Consider the following 13,919-nt stretch of genomic DNA (forward strand, 5'->3'; position numbering starts at 1 on the left):
CGAGGTTCTCGACCAGCGTCGTGCCGCCACCCTCGGCGAGCTCGTTGACCACGATGCACATCTGGGCGCCCGCCGCCGGACGGCGCGCGGGTCCGGCGGGGGCCACCACACGCGCGGCGTGGGTGGGGGTGCGCAGGCTCTCGATGGTCACGGTGGTCACACTTTCGCCAGGTGGGATGTCTCTCCCGTGATATCGGGACACGCCACCCGCACTGTGAGGATTTCGGGCGCGTCGCTTGAGGTCGGGGCCGCCCGCGACAGCGGTCGCCCGCGCACGGGGATGTGCCGCTCGGACGTGCCGGTGTACGACGTGCCGGTGGGACGTGCCGGTCGGACGTGCCGGTGGGGACGTGCCGGTGGGACGTGCCGGGGGTCAGTGCCGGCGGCCGAGCACCGTGACGCCGTCGGGCATCGGGGGCAGGCCCGCCGTCGTGCACAGCAACGTGGACCACGCGGCCAGGTGCGGGCCGAGGTCGCCGTCGGCCGGCGTCCAGGACGCGCGGATCTCCACCTCGACCTCGTCGGGGCGGTCGGCCAGCGCACCGAAGCTCTGGGACAGCACCCGGGTGACGGTGCCTCCCGCGGCGTGCGCGACGATCCCGGCGCCGGCGAGCGCGTCCTCGAGCCAGGTCCAGGCCACCTGCGCGAGCAGGCCGTCCGTCGCGACCTCCGGCTCGAGCGTCCCGCGCACCAGCGTCACCACCCGGAACGTGCCGTCCCACGCCTCCTGCCCGGCCGGGTCGTGCAGGACGACGAAGCGCCCCGCCGCGAGGTCCTCCTCGTCACGCGGCAGGCGGACGTCGGCGGTCAGCGCGACCGAGTACGGCGCGATCCGGCCGGGACCGGGCACCTCCTCCAGGTGCACCTCCGGCCGCAGCCGGGCCGCGCGCAGCGAGTGCAGCGCACGCAGGAACTCCGCCGGGACGTCCCCCGGGCCGGTCGTCATCACGCCTGCGAGCGTACGGGCGCGGCCCGCGTCCCGAGGTGTGGCGCGCCGATCGGCGACGGCGGCGCGCGACTAGGGTGACGCGCGACAGATCCCCGTGGTGAAGGAGTACCGACCCATGTCCGCAGCTGCACAGATCGGTGTGACCGGCCTGGCCGTGATGGGCCGGAACCTGGCTCGCAACTTCGCCCGGCACGGGTACACGGTGGCGGTGCACAACCGGTCGTACGCCAAGACGCGGTCGCTGGTGGCCGATCACGGGGATGAGGGCACGTTCGTGGCGTCGGAGTCGATGGGCGACTTCGTGGCGTCGTTGGAGCGGCCGCGCAAGGTCGTGATCATGGTCAAGGCCGGTGGGCCCACGGACGCGGTGATCGCCGAGCTGGTGCCGCTGCTGGAGGAGGGCGACATCGTCATCGATGCCGGCAACGCCCACTTCCCGGACACGATCCGCCGTGAGCGGGAGCTGGCGGCTCACGGCCTGCACTTCGTGGGGTCCGGGGTGTCGGGTGGTGAGGAGGGGGCGTTGAACGGGCCGTCGATCATGCCCGGGGGGTCGCGGGAGTCCTACACGGTGCTCGGGCCGATCCTGGAGGACATCTCGGCGAAGGTCGACGGGACCCCGTGCTGCACGTACATCGGTCCGGACGGTGCCGGGCACTTCGTGAAGATGGTGCACAACGGCATCGAGTACGCCGACATGCAGCTGATCGCCGAGGCGTACGACCTGCTCAAGCAGGGGCTGGGGGCGTCGGCTGCCGAGATCGGGCAGATCTTCGCGGACTGGAACACCGGGGACCTGGAGTCGTTCCTGATCGAGATCACCGCCGAGGTGCTGGCGCACGTGGACGCCGCCACGGGGCGGGCGTTCGTCGACGTCGTCGCCGACCGCGCCGAGCAGAAGGGCACCGGGCGGTGGACGGTGCAGAACGCCCTGGACCTGGGGGTGCCGATCACCGGCATCGCCGAGGCCACGTTTGCCCGGGCCCTGTCCGGGTCGACCCCGCAGCGGTCGGCGGCGGTGGGGGTGCTGCCGGCGCACACCTCGACCTGGGACGTCACCGACCGGGACGCGTTCATCGAGGACGTGCGCCTGGCGCTGTACGCCTCGAAGGTCGTGGCGTACTCCCAGGGGTTCGACCAGATCGCGGCCGCGTCGGCGGAGTTCGGGTGGGACATCGACCGGGGGGCGATGGCGCGGATCTGGCGCGGGGGCTGCATCATCCGGGCCCGGTTCCTCAACCGGATCACCGAGGCCTACGAGCGCACCCCCGACCTGCCCCTGCTGCTGGCCGACGAGTACTTCACCGGCGCGGTCGGCAACGGCGTCGCGGCCTGGCGGCGCATCGTGGCCTCCGCCGCGCAGAACGGGGTGCCGGTGCCGGCGTTCTCCTCCTCGCTGGCCTACTACGACGGGGTCCGCGCCGAGCGGCTGCCGGCCAACCTCATCCAGGCCCAGCGCGACTTCTTCGGCGCCCACACCTACGCCCGCACCGACCGCCCCGGCACCTTCCACACCGAGTGGACGCTCGACCGCACCGAGACCGCCCAGTGACGCAGGCGCGCCCCGACGAGGACGAGGCCCTGCTCCAGCCGGTCATCCTCGGCGCGGACATCGGCGTGTACGCGCTGGCGCGCTCCTTCCACGAGGCGTACGGCGTCCGGTCGATCGTCGTCAGCGGCGCGGCGCTCGGCCCGGTGGCTCGCTCCAGCATCATCGACAACGTGCTGCTCGGTCCCGGCGCCACCCCGGACGACATGGTCGAGCGGCTGGTGTCGCTGGCCGGTGAGCACCCCGGCAAGCGGCTGATCCTGCTGGCGAACTCGGACTGGCTGGTGCGCGTCGTGGTCCGGCACCGGGCCCGCCTCGAGAAGCACTACGTCGTGCCGTTCCTGTCCGAGAACCTGCTCGGCCGGATCTCGGACAAGGCGACGTTCGCCGGGATCTGCACCGGACTCGGGATCTCGGTGCCGCGGACCGTCGTGCAGGACTTCGCCGGGGCGGCCGAGCCGGGCTGGCGGCCGGTGCCGGTCGACGTCCCCTACCCGCTGATCGCCAAGGCGGCCAGCAGTGCGGACTACCAGGACGTGCACTTCGAGGGCAAGAAGAAGGTCTTCGAGATCGCCACGCCCGCCGAGCTGGACGCCCTGTGGGTCTCGCTGCGCGACGCGGGGTTCCGCGGGCGGTTCGTCGTGCAAGAGCTCATCCCCGGCGACGACACCCAGATGCGGTCCATCACCGCGTACGTCGACAACGGCGGGATGATCACGCTGCTGTGCACCGCGCACGTGCTGCTCGAGGAGCACACCCCGTCGGGGCTGGGCAATCCTGCGGCGATGATCACCGGACGCTCGGACGAGATGCTCGACCAGGCCCGGCGGTTCCTGGACGCGACCGGCTACGTCGGGTTCGCGAACTTCGACGTCAAGGTCGACCCGCGCGACGGCTCGTACCGCTTCTTCGAGGTCAACCCGCGCATCGGCCGGAACAACTACTACGTCACCGCGGCGGGCGCGAATCCCATGCGGTTCCTGGTCGACGACCGCGTGCACGGCCGCACCGTCGATCCGGTCGTGGTCGACCGCGAGGTGCTGTACTCGATCCTGCCGCACCGGCTGCTGCTGCGGTACGTGCGCGAGCCCGCGCTGCGGGCCAAGGTGCAGGGCCTGATCCGGGCGGGCGCCGTCGCGCACCCGCTGCGCTACGCGGCGGACGCGTCCCTGTCGCGCCGGGCGTACGTCGCCACGGCGATGCTCAACCAGGTGCGCAAGTTCCGCACCCACTACCCGAGGCCGACCGACACCGGCTTCTGACCGCGCGCGCCGGGGCCGGCCACCTCCCGCGTGGGAGTCAGCCGACCTCGCTGGTCCCGGCGTACAGGTGCAGGACCGGCACACGCAGCTCCTCGCGCGCCCGGGACGCCCAGTCACGGTGGAAGGTGTCCTCGACCGCGTGCGGGTAGGTCACCACGACGATCTCCCGGACGCCGCCGCGGGCCACCTCCGCCGCGAGCACCGGGATCGGGTCGTCGCCGACGACGTCGCCCTCCGCGGTCGCGCCGGCGGCGGTGAGCACCTGCAGGCTGCCGGCGAGCTGCTCGGCGGCCTCCGCCCTGGCCTCAGCGGGCCGCGGCTCACGACCGAGCACCTCGTCGAGCGCCTCGCGCAGCTCACCCAGCCCGAGGTGGTCGACCACGGACACCAGCAGGTTGCGCTCGGTGTCAGCCGGGACGAGCACCCGGTAGTCGACGTCGACCTGGGTGTGCAGGGCGGTGATGTGCTGGGCGTCGGCCGGCGTCAGGGTGTCCTCGGTGAGGACGACGACGGTGCGGGCGAGCGGGTCGGCGGGGCCCGGGGCGGCCGGGCCGGACGTGGGTGCGGTCACCCGCACGACCCTAGTCGAGCGTGCGCGGCTCGACGGCCCGGGCCCCGGGCGCGGTGAGCAGCCAGCGGCCGAGCAGCACGCCGTCGCTGTGCAGCAGGTGGGCGCAGCGTGCCGTCTCCGGGGGAGCCAGCCAGTCGTCGCGGTCCACCACGCGCCGAGCGGTGCCGCCGACCAGGCACGGGGTCGTCGTCAGGCACAGGTCGTCGACGAGCCCGGCCGCCAGCAGGTCGCCGAGCAGGCGCGGGCCGCCCTCGGTCAGCACCCGCGGCAGTCCCCGTGCGGCCAGCAGGCGCAGCGCCGCCGCCAGGTCGACATCGCCCACGCCGGCCGCCAGCACACGCTCGGCGCCGACACGGCGCCGCAGCGCGTCCAGGTCGGGCCGGTCCTCCACGGTGAGCACCCACGGCGGACGGCCGGCGTCCAGGAGGTGGTCGGGGAGCGCGCCGGAGCGGGTCACCACCGCGAGCTCGAGCTCCGGGCGCTGCCCGCGGTCGGCCCGGGCGCGACGCAGGTCGTCCCGGACCGGCAGCTCGCCGTACCCCTCGGCGCGGACCGTGCCCGCACCCACCAGGACGACGTCGGCGAGCGACCGGAGCACCGCGAAGACGCGGTGGTCCGCGGGCCCGTTGATGGACCCCGACCGGCCGTCGCTGCCGGTCGCCGCGCCGTCGAGCGTCCCGATCATGTTGGCGCGCACCCATGCCCCGGCCCCGGCCGGGGCGGGGTGCGCGTAGAGCTCGGTCAGGACCGGCTCGCCGGGCTCCACCTCGACCCGTGGCCGTGGGCTGCCGACCGGCAGCAGGACGTCGAGGACCGGACCGGGGGCAGGGTGCACGGGCCCAGGCTAGGTGCGCAGCCCGTGCCGGGCACGGAGCCGGGCACCTGCCTAGGCTGGTCGACCGTGACCATGCCGACCGTCCCCACCGTGCCCGGCGGGCCGACCGCTGCCAGCCTGACCGCCCGCAACCCCCGGGTACCCACCGAGCGGCTGCTGGCCGAGCTCGTCCCGCCGCGGCACTTCGCCGACGAGTCGTTCGACACCTACCGGCCCGACCCGGCGTACCCGAGCCAGGCCCGCGCGGTCGAGCGGCTGCGCGCGGTGGCCTCGGAGGTGGGGCGCGCCGGCGCGGGCGGTGGCTGGTTCGGCCTGCGCCGCCGCGCCGCCCCGGCCGCGGTGTACCTCGACGGCGGGTTCGGCGTCGGCAAGACGCACCTGCTGACCTCCCTGGTGCGCGCGGTCGGTCCGGAGGCGAGCGCCTACGGGACGTTCGTGGAGTACACGAACCTGGTCGGCGCGTTGGGGTTCGGTCCCACGGTGGAGGCGCTCGGCGCCCGCCGCCTGGTGGCGATCGACGAGTTCGAGCTCGACGACCCGGGCGACACCGTGCTGATGTCCCGGCTGCTGCGCGAGCTCGCGGACCGGGACGTGTCGCTCGCGGCGACGTCGAACACGCTGCCCGGCTCGCTCGGCGAGGGGCGCTTCGCCGCTGAGGACTTCCTGCGTGAGATCCAGGCCCTGGCCGACCGGTTCGAGGTGCTGCGGGTCGACGGCGAGGACTACCGGCACCGGGTCCCGGTCACCGACCTCGGCGGCCTGCCCGACGACGTCGTCCGCGCGACGGCCGCTGGGCGGCCGGGGGCGACCGTCGACGGCTTCACCGAGCTGCTGGACCACCTCGCCCAGATCCACCCCAGCCGGTACGGCGCCCTGCTGGACGACGTCGCGCTGGTGGGCCTGACCGGGGTCCGCCCGGTCGAGCACCAGAGCACCGCGCTGCGGCTGGTCGTGCTCGTCGACCGGCTCTACGACCGCGACGTGCCGGTGCTGCTGGGCGGCAGCGGGGTGCAGGGGCTGTTCCCGGCGGAGATGCTCGCGGGCGGCTACCGCAAGAAGTACTACCGGGCGCTGTCCCGGCTCGGTGCCCTGGCCGAGCAGGGTCGGTCCCGGGCCGCCTGACGCGCGACGGCGACGCCGGGACGGCCCCCGCCGCGCTGCGCGCACCGGACGGGCTCTGACGCCGGAGACCCCCGGTCGGCACGCCGGAGCCGTCCGGCGGATACGCTCGACGGTCGTGAGGCCGTTCCTGCTGCTGTCCACCCGTGCGGACGCCGACGCGGCTGCGGGGGAGTACGAGGCCTTCCGGCGGTTCGGTGGGCTCGCCCACGACGGGCTGCACCAGATCAGGCTCGAGCAGGGCCCCCTGCCGGCCCTGGACCTCGCGCAGTGGTCGGGCGTGGTCGTCGGCGGCAGCCCGTTCTGCACCAGCGACCCCGAGGACGAGAAGTCCGACGTGCAGCGCCGCGTGGAGCGCGAGCTCGCCGTGCTCCTCGACGTCGTGGCCGAGCGGGACATCCCGTTCCTCGGCGCCTGCTACGGCATCGGGACCCTGGGGGTCCACCAGGGCGGCGTCGTCGACCGGACGTACGGCGAGCCGGTGGGGGCGGTGCCCGTGACGCTGACGGCGGACGGGCGTGCGGACCCGGTCTTCGGCGTGCTGCCACCGGTCTTCGACGCCTTCGTCGGCCACAAGGAGGCGCTGGCGCAGACGCCGCCGCATGCCGTCGTCCTCGCGTCGTCCCCCGGGTGCCCGGTGCAGGCGTTCCGGGTGCGGCGCAACCTGTACGCGACGCAGTTCCACCCCGAGCTCGACGTGCCCGGGATCGTCGACCGGGTGCGGATCTACTCGGGGGCGGGGTACTTCCCCGCCGACGACCTCGAACGGGTCGTCGACGCGCTGCAGACGTCGCACGTCGTGCACCCACCGCGGCTGCTCACCGCCTTCGTGCACCGGTACGCCCGCTGAGCCCACCGGCCCCTCGGCGGGGCCGGCTGTCCGGGCCCCGCCCGGCTGTCAGACCTGGTGGGCGAACACCACGGTGTTGTCCACATGGCTCTGCGCCGACCGGTCGAACTCCCCACCGCAGGTGATCAGCCGCAGCTCGGGCCGACTGGTGTCGCCGTAGACCAGGTCGGTGGGGAAGGCGTTCTTCGGGAACGCCTGCACCGAGTCCACGACGAACCGGGCCGTGGAGCCGTCCTGCCGGGCCACGTCGATCATGTCCCCGGGCGCGAGCGCGCCGAGCCGGTAGAACACCGATGGCCCCTCGATGCCGTCGACGTGGCCGATGATCACGGCCGGACCGACCTGGCCAGGGACCGGCGAGCCGTCGTACCACGCGGCCTTGTCGTAGTCAGGACCTCGCTGCGGCACCTCCAGGGTGCCGTCGGGGTTGAGGCCGACGTACGTGAGATCGGAGTCGACTCCGATGGCCGGGATGGTGACCCGCACCGGCGGGGCGTGCGGGTCCGGCGCCGGTGTCGGCGTCGGCTCGGGCTGCGGGGGCTCGGGAGCGGCCCGCGTCGGCGTGGGCGAGGACGCCGCGACCGGGCGCGGGGCGACCGGGTCCGGGTCCTGGTCGACGACGCCGTAGGCGACCGCCGAGGCGCCGCCCACGACGAGGACCGTCGCGAGGGCCGTGATGATCCTGCGCCGAGGGCGCCGGGCCCGGGGAGCGCTGCCCCCGGGCCCGGCGCCGTCGTCGTCCGTCAACGCGGAGATCCTCAGCCGCGGTCGCCGGAGAGGCGACGACGCGCGAGCACGGCGCCACCGGTCAGCAGGGCGACGGCGCCCATGCCGATCAGGCCGGCGTTCTCGATGCCGGCCGTGGAGCCCTCACCGGTCTGCACGCCGCCCCGCGGCTTGACGACCTGGCCACCGGCCGGAGCGGTCGGGGCCGGGGTCGGTGCGGGGGTCGCCGGCGTGGTCGGGGTCGGCGTCGGGGTGGGCGTCGGCTCCGGCGCCACCTCGGCGAGCACGACGCCGCACAGTGCCGGCAGCGTGGCCTCCTCGGGGACCGACGGGTCGAGCTCCGACGGCGGACCGTCGTAGGTGCCGCTGCCGTCGGCATCGACGCCGTGCACGACCGCGACGGCCTGGCCGGACAGCAGCGCCGCGGCGACGTCCTCGGTGACCTCGATCTCCTCGCGGAGGTACTCGAAGTCCGACCCGGTCGCGAAGCGCGGGACGTCGAGGGCCGAAGCCGGCGACGTGTCACCCTCGGTGGTCAGCGACAGGACGATGCCGCCGTAGAGCGGAACGCCCTCGGACGTCAGGATCTGCCCGTCGTCGTTGGTGTCCGCGTCCTCGGTGGGGCACGCGTGGGCGGCGTCGGCGCCGAAGTGGATGTGTGCGGCGTGGGGGCCGTCGGCGAGGTTCTCCGCGGCGAGCGCGAACGAGACCGTGGTCCCGGACACCTCGACCACGAGCGCCGCGGCGCCGTCGTCCTCACCGTTGAGCGGGACGGGCAGGAGCTCACCGGCGGCGATGCCCTCGGCCGCCACCGCGGGGCCGGCCATGGCGAGCATCGCGGCGAAGCCCATCGCGGGGACAGCCAGGAGCTTGCGTGTCGTCGGGGTCAAATTCTTCCGCCTCTCGAGTGGGCCGACGAGGAGGTTCGACGGCGCGGGTCGATGGTAGAGGGTTCGGTCACACAGCACACTCACAGGAGTTGATCAAGGGTTTCACAGGCGGAGTTGACGGCGGGTGCGGCGGAAGGTCGCGGGCACGCACCCGGAGCGCCGGGCCGGTCCCGCGATGTCGTGCCGGGCCCGACGGGACGAGCCGGTCAGGGTGCCGACGTCGTGCCGGCGGGCGTTCCGCCGGCGGACCGGCCCACGGGCTCCTCTCCCGCCGCTCGTGCCGGCGCCGGCGCCGGCGCCGGCGGCGCCGGCTCCCCGGCTCGGAGGCGGTCCACCGCCACGAGGTGGTGCGGCCAGTACCGGACGGCCGGCGGGAGCAACGGCACGGCGTGCCGCGTCGCCGACCGCACGACCTGCACGGCCGCCCGGTCGCGCCGTCGCCACGGCAGCCCGTACGCCTCGCGGACCGCGGCGGGCAGCAGGTCCGCGGCGAGCAGCGCGGGCAGCCGCCGCAGCGGCGGGGCGACCAGCGGCGGGTCCGGGCGCAGCACGTCGGCGGCGAGCCGGGACGCCGCGGGACCGACGGTGAGGACCTGGCGCACCTGGTCGCGGACGTACTGCTCGAGCGCGGCCCAGTCGCCCGGGACCGTCCCGGCCGGGACGCCGAAGAGGCGCCCCGCCCGGCTCAGGTCGCGCAGGTACGCGTCGCGCTCGAGCCGGCCGACCGGCCGCGCGAAGCGGTCCGTCACGGTCACGGACGTCCAGAGCAGGGTCACGAAGACCCAGAGCGCGAGGTCGGCGTCGGTGGCCCGGTACCTCGTGCCCGCGGCGATCGGGCCGGTCGTGACCGGCAGCGTGCCCTGCACGGGCCGGTGCCGGCGCGCGACGTGCCGCGCCGCCTGGCGGACCTGGGCGGTGTCGCCGAAGGTGACGGTGAGCACGGCGTCCAGGGTTCCCTGCAGCCGGCGCAGCGGGTCCGCGGTGAAGTCGCTGTGCGCCGCGACACCGGCGGCCACCAGCGGGTGCGCCACCTGCAGCAGCAGGGCGGCGGGCCCGGCGGCGAGCAGCAGTCGCTCGCGTCCGATGCGCCAGGCCGCGGATCCGGGACCGAACAGGCCCGGATCACCGGGGTGCCCGGGGGACGGTGCCGGCGGGAAGAAGTCACTCAGCCCGGGCACTGGCACCTCCTTCGCTGCTGCGTGCGCTCCCGTGGTGGCCGCGCGGGCGTCCCACGCTGGCGCGCAGGGTCCGGGCGGCGGATGCCGTGCACCGGTCCGGCGGCCACCCTACGGCGGCCGGCGCGGCTCACGGCGCCGTGGGCCGGGGTTCATCCAGCGGGGCGGCTGGTCGATGGGCAGGCGGGCCGTGCCGCCCGAGGTCGCCGTGCCGCGGCCCCACCGTCCCACCGAGCGAGAGGTCCCCGCGTGCCTTCCCCCACCTCCCACGACGTCCGCGCCGCGCGGTTCGCGTCCACCCGGTTCCGTGAGGGCTACGAGCCCGCGGAGGTCGACGCACTGCTCGACCGCGTCGCGGTCAGTCTCGACGAGCTGGCCGCTGGACGCGTCGGCCCGCACACGCTCGGCGCCGACGACGTGCTCAACGCCAGGTTCGCCGCGACGAAGTTCCGCGACGGGTACGACCAGGACCAGGTGGACGACTTCCTGGACACCGTCATCCTGGCCCTGCGTGAGCACCACACCCGGCTGCGGGTCGCCCGCCGCGCCGCGGGTGCCGCCCCGCCCGACGAGTCGGGCGGGGGCTGGATCCGGACCGCGCAGCGTGGGCTCACGCCGGTACGCCTGGCACCGGGCCTGTCGACGACCGACGTCGAGGACCTGCTGGAGCGTGCGGCCACCGAGCTCGACCGGCGCGAGCGCGGCAGCACCCCGCGGATGACGGGGCGCGACCTCCGGGGCGCGACCCTGACCGCCACCTGGTGGCGACCGGGGTACGCCCGGCCGCTCGTGGACCCGCTCCTGGACGAGATCGCCGCCGCCCTCGGGGAGTGACTCGCCACCGGCCCGCGGTCGGGTCGACCGGTCCAGGCGGAGGGTGCGTCGGCGACGAAGCGTAGCCCGTACCTATTGACTCTCGATAGAGACCGCGCGAGACTCGATGCATCGGGCGTGCTCGCCACGGCGACGACCCAGCCGCGACCGCCCAGCCCCGACCGCCCAGCCGAGGAGATCGTCGTCATGCGCCATCCGTCCGCCGAGGTGCTGCGCCGACTGGCCGAGCAGCCCGCCGCCGTCGCCGACCCCGACCGTGACCACGTCGTCGGATGCCCGCAGTGCCTGGACGGGCTGGTGGCGGCGCGCCGCCGCGACGTCGGCGAGCGGCCGGCGACGCCCGGCGCCGGCCCGTTCCGTGACGTGCTGCGCCGTCCGGCCGTCGCCGTCCTGGCCGTCGTCACGGTCCTCGCCGGCGGCGCGACGGCGGCCGCCCAGGACTGGCTGCCCGTCTTCCGCACCGAGGGGGTGGCGCCGGTCGGCGTGGCCGCCGCGGACCTGGTCGCGCTGCCGGACCTCAGCGCGTACGGCGACGTCGTGGTGAGCGGCGACGACGACCTGCGCGGTGTCGCCGACGCGGCGGCCGCCGAGGCGGCGACCGGCCTGGAGGTGCCGCAGTCCACACGCCTGCCGCGCGGGGTGACCGGCGAGCCGGCGCACCATGTGGCCGGTGAGGTGGGCGTGACGCTGACCTTCTCGGCCGAGCGCGCCGCCCAGGTGGCCGCCGACGCGGGCACGACGCTGCCGTCCCCGCCGCCCGGTCTGGACGGGAGCGAGCTGCGCCTGGTCGCCGGTCCCGGCGTGGCCCAGGTGTGGTCCGGCGGCGCCGGGGGACCGTCCCTCGTCGTCGGCCGCGCGGTCGCGCCGTCGGCCTCCTCCAGCGGGGTGCCGCTGGAGACCGCGCGCGACTACCTGCTGTCGCTGCCCGGCGTGCCCGACGACGTCGCGGCGCAGCTGCGCACGGTCACCGCGGACCGCGCCACCCTGCCGCTGCCGGTGCCAGTCGACCTCGTCACGACGTCGACCGCGGACGTCCACGGGGTGCCTGCCACCGTGCTGACCACCCGCGACGGGACGATCTCGGCCGTGGTGTGGGTGCAGGACGGGGTGGTCACCGCCGTCGGCGGTCCGCTGGATGTCGACGAGGTGCTCGCCGTCGCCCGCGGGCTGCGCTGACCGTGGCCGAGGGAACCGGCGCCGGGGCGAGCCGCGAGGCGGTCGACGCCCCCCGGCCCGACGCCGCCCTGCCCGACGCCGCCCGGCCCGACGCCCCCCGACCCGACGCCGCCCGCGCGGACGCCGCTCGCCTGGTGGCCGGGCTGCCGCCCGCACCCGCGATCTGGTGCGCGGGCCTGCGCAAGGGGTACGGGCGCCGTCCGGCCGTCCGCGACGTGTCGCTGGAGGTCGCGCGCGGCGAGGTGGTCGGGCTGCTCGGCCCCAACGGCGCCGGCAAGACGACGGTCATCAAGATGCTCCTGGGTCTGGCCCGGCCGGACGCGGGCGAGGCCATGATCCTGGGCCGGCCCTCGACCGACCCGGCCGCCCGCGCCCGCGTGGGCTACCTCCCCGAGCTGTTCCGCTACCAGCCGTGGCTGACGCCGGCGGAGGTGCTCGCCCTGCACGTGCGGCTGGCCGGGGCGAGCGTCCCCGTGGCCGAGCAGCGCGACTGCCTCTCCCTGGTCGGGCTCGCCGGGCGGACCGGCGACCGGCTCGGCGGGTTCTCCAAGGGCATGCAGCAGCGACTGGGCCTCGCGGTCGCCCTCGTGGCGCGGCCCGAGCTCGTCATCCTCGACGAGCCGACCAGTGCGCTGGACCCGCTCGGCCGCGCAGACGTGCGCGACATCGTGCTGAGCCTGAGGTCGCGCGGTGTCGCGGTGCTGCTCAACTCCCACCTGATCGGCGAGGTGGAGCGCGTGTGCGACCGGGTCGTCATCCTCGACTCCGGGCGCGTCGCCGCGTCCGGCAGCCTCCCGGAGCTGCTGGGCCGACGGGAGGTGCGGCTGCACCTGACCGAGCTGGGCCCGGCCGCCGAGCAGCGGCTCGGGGCCACGGGCGTCGTCGAGCGCGTCGGCGACTGGTTCACGGTCGCCCTGCCGGCCGACGACGGGCCGGGCGACGGTGGGCCGGGCGGTGACGGGCCGACCGGTGACGGGCTCGCCGTCCCGGACCTGGTCCGTGACCTGGTGGGCCTGGGAGCGCGCGTGCACGCGGTCGAGCCGGGCCGGATCAGCCTGGAGGAGCGTCTGCTCGGCATCCTGCGCGCGGGCACCGCCGGACGACCCACCGAGGGGGAGCAGTGAGCACGAGCCGGACCGTCCTGACCATCGCGGCACTGACGCTGCGCGAGGCCTCGCGGCGCCGGGTCGTGCTGGCCGTCGCCGGGCTGACCGTGGTGCTGCTCGCGCTCAGCGGCTGGGGCTTCTCGCGGCTCGCGGCCGAGGCCGGCGAGAGCGGGCTGACCAGCGGGGAGGCCCGGCTGACCGCCTCGATCGTGCTCAACCTGGTCATGTTCGGGTTCAGCCTGATCGCGGCCCTGGGCACCGCCTTCCTCGCCGGGCCGACGCTGTCGGGCGAGACCGAGTCCGGCATCGCCCTGGCGGTGCTGGCGCGCCCGGTCCGGCGCCCGGCCGTGCTGCTGGGCAAGTGGCTCGGGCTGGTGACGTTCGGGACCGGGTTCGTCGTCGTCGCCGGCCTGGCGCAGTGCCTCGTCGTCCTGGTGACGGTGGACTACTGGCCGCCGCAGCCCGCCGTCGCCCTCGCCCTGCTGGCCGCGCAGACGGTCGTGCTCCTGACCCTGGCGCTGCTGCTGTCCACGCTGATCTCGCCGATGGCCTCGGGCGTGGTGGCGGTCGGCATCTTCGGTGCGACATGGATCGCCGGTGTGGTGGGCGGCATCGGGTCGTCGCTCGGCAACGACGCGGTCGCCCGGGTGGGCACGGTGTCGCGCATGCTGCTGCCGACCGACGGCCTGTGGCGGGGCGCGATGCACGCCTTCCAGGACCCCTCCGCGTTGGTCCAGATGGGCGGCGACGAGGTCGGGGCCTTCCCGTTCCTCGGCGTGGCGCCGCTGAGCCCGGGCTACCTCGCCTGGGCGGCGGTGTGGGTGGCCCTGGTGTGGGCCGTCGCTGCCGCCTCGTTCCAGCGCAAGGACCTGTGAGC

At 75.4% G+C, this 13,919-nt stretch carries 13 protein-coding genes and 2 pseudogenes; 9 read left to right on the plus strand and 6 right to left on the minus strand.

The window, feature by feature from the left end:
* Window positions 1–373: 373 nt before the first annotated feature.
* Window positions 374–946, minus strand: coding sequence for a DUF3000 domain-containing protein (locus tag Q0840_RS05090; protein ID WP_298457242.1), 573 nt, complete (start codon window positions 944–946; stop codon window positions 374–376).
* 118 nt (window positions 947–1,064) lie between these two features.
* Between Q0840_RS05090 and gndA the strand changes: the two genes are divergently transcribed.
* Window positions 1,065–2,501 (plus strand): NADP-dependent phosphogluconate dehydrogenase, encoded by a 1,437-nt coding sequence (gndA, locus tag Q0840_RS05095; protein WP_298457057.1) that lies wholly within the window; start codon window positions 1,065–1,067, stop codon window positions 2,499–2,501.
* Entirely contained in the window at window positions 2,498–3,760 is a 1,263-nt protein-coding gene (locus tag Q0840_RS05100) for a hypothetical protein (RefSeq protein ID WP_298457059.1), read from the plus strand. Before gndA ends, Q0840_RS05100 begins: the two co-directional genes overlap by 4 nt.
* A gap of 37 nt (window positions 3,761–3,797) precedes the next feature.
* Here the strand turns inward: Q0840_RS05100 and Q0840_RS05105 are convergent, their stop codons facing one another.
* Window positions 3,798–4,331 carry a hypothetical protein gene (locus Q0840_RS05105; protein ID WP_298457061.1) on the minus strand — a complete coding sequence of 178 codons (534 nt, stop codon included), beginning with the start codon at window positions 4,329–4,331 and terminating at the stop codon, window positions 3,798–3,800.
* Between the two features lie 10 nt (window positions 4,332–4,341).
* Complete coding sequence (locus tag Q0840_RS05110; RefSeq protein WP_298457063.1) at window positions 4,342–5,166, minus strand: dihydrofolate reductase family protein; 825 nt, start codon at window positions 5,164–5,166, stop codon at window positions 4,342–4,344.
* Between the two features lie 72 nt (window positions 5,167–5,238).
* On the opposite strand from Q0840_RS05110, the gene zapE reads away from it, so the two are divergent.
* Both zapE and Q0840_RS05120 read left to right on the plus strand, forming a co-directional pair.
* Window positions 5,239–6,288: a cell division protein ZapE gene (zapE, locus tag Q0840_RS05115; protein ID WP_298457244.1), complete on the plus strand. Its 1,050-nt coding sequence runs from the start codon at window positions 5,239–5,241 to the stop codon at window positions 6,286–6,288.
* A gap of 115 nt (window positions 6,289–6,403) precedes the next feature.
* Complete coding sequence (locus Q0840_RS05120) at window positions 6,404–7,135, plus strand: glutamine amidotransferase (RefSeq protein WP_298457065.1); 732 nt, start codon at window positions 6,404–6,406, stop codon at window positions 7,133–7,135.
* A gap of 48 nt (window positions 7,136–7,183) precedes the next feature.
* Here Q0840_RS05120 and Q0840_RS05125 read toward each other — a convergent pair whose 3' ends face one another.
* From Q0840_RS05125 to Q0840_RS05135, 3 genes are all read right to left on the minus strand, one after another.
* Window positions 7,184–7,882: a class F sortase gene (locus tag Q0840_RS05125; protein WP_298457068.1), complete on the minus strand. Its 699-nt coding sequence runs from the start codon at window positions 7,880–7,882 to the stop codon at window positions 7,184–7,186.
* An 11-nt stretch (window positions 7,883–7,893) separates the two neighbouring features.
* Window positions 7,894–8,751, minus strand: a complete 858-nt coding sequence (locus Q0840_RS05130; RefSeq protein WP_298457070.1) for a hypothetical protein — start codon at window positions 8,749–8,751, stop codon at window positions 7,894–7,896.
* A gap of 206 nt (window positions 8,752–8,957) precedes the next feature.
* The gene (locus Q0840_RS05135) at window positions 8,958–9,929 is read right to left on the minus strand and encodes an oxygenase MpaB family protein (RefSeq protein ID WP_298457072.1); all 972 of its coding nucleotides are present in this window, start codon (window positions 9,927–9,929) and stop codon (window positions 8,958–8,960) included.
* Window positions 9,930–10,010: 81 nt separating this feature from the next.
* Here Q0840_RS05135 and Q0840_RS05140 point away from each other — a divergent pair.
* From Q0840_RS05140 to Q0840_RS05160, 5 genes and pseudogenes are all read left to right on the plus strand, one after another.
* Window positions 10,011–10,271, plus strand: a pseudogene (locus Q0840_RS05140) (DivIVA domain-containing protein); the annotation flags it as partial.
* 27 nt (window positions 10,272–10,298) lie between these two features.
* Window positions 10,299–10,439: pseudogene (locus Q0840_RS05145) on the plus strand (DivIVA domain-containing protein); the annotation flags it as partial.
* A 507-nt stretch (window positions 10,440–10,946) separates the two neighbouring features.
* Complete coding sequence (locus Q0840_RS05150) at window positions 10,947–11,936, plus strand: hypothetical protein (protein ID WP_298457074.1); 990 nt, start codon at window positions 10,947–10,949, stop codon at window positions 11,934–11,936.
* 2 nt (window positions 11,937–11,938) lie between these two features.
* Window positions 11,939–13,060 (plus strand): ABC transporter ATP-binding protein, encoded by a 1,122-nt coding sequence (locus Q0840_RS05155; RefSeq protein ID WP_298457076.1) that lies wholly within the window; start codon window positions 11,939–11,941, stop codon window positions 13,058–13,060.
* Window positions 13,057–13,917, plus strand: a complete 861-nt coding sequence (locus Q0840_RS05160) for an ABC transporter permease (protein ID WP_298457078.1) — start codon at window positions 13,057–13,059, stop codon at window positions 13,915–13,917. Before Q0840_RS05155 ends, Q0840_RS05160 begins: the two co-directional genes overlap by 4 nt.
* Window positions 13,918–13,919 lie beyond the last annotated feature (2 nt).

The organism is uncultured Cellulomonas sp. (assembly GCF_947494015.1).
GTDB lineage: Bacteria > Actinomycetota > Actinomycetes > Actinomycetales > Cellulomonadaceae > Pengzhenrongella.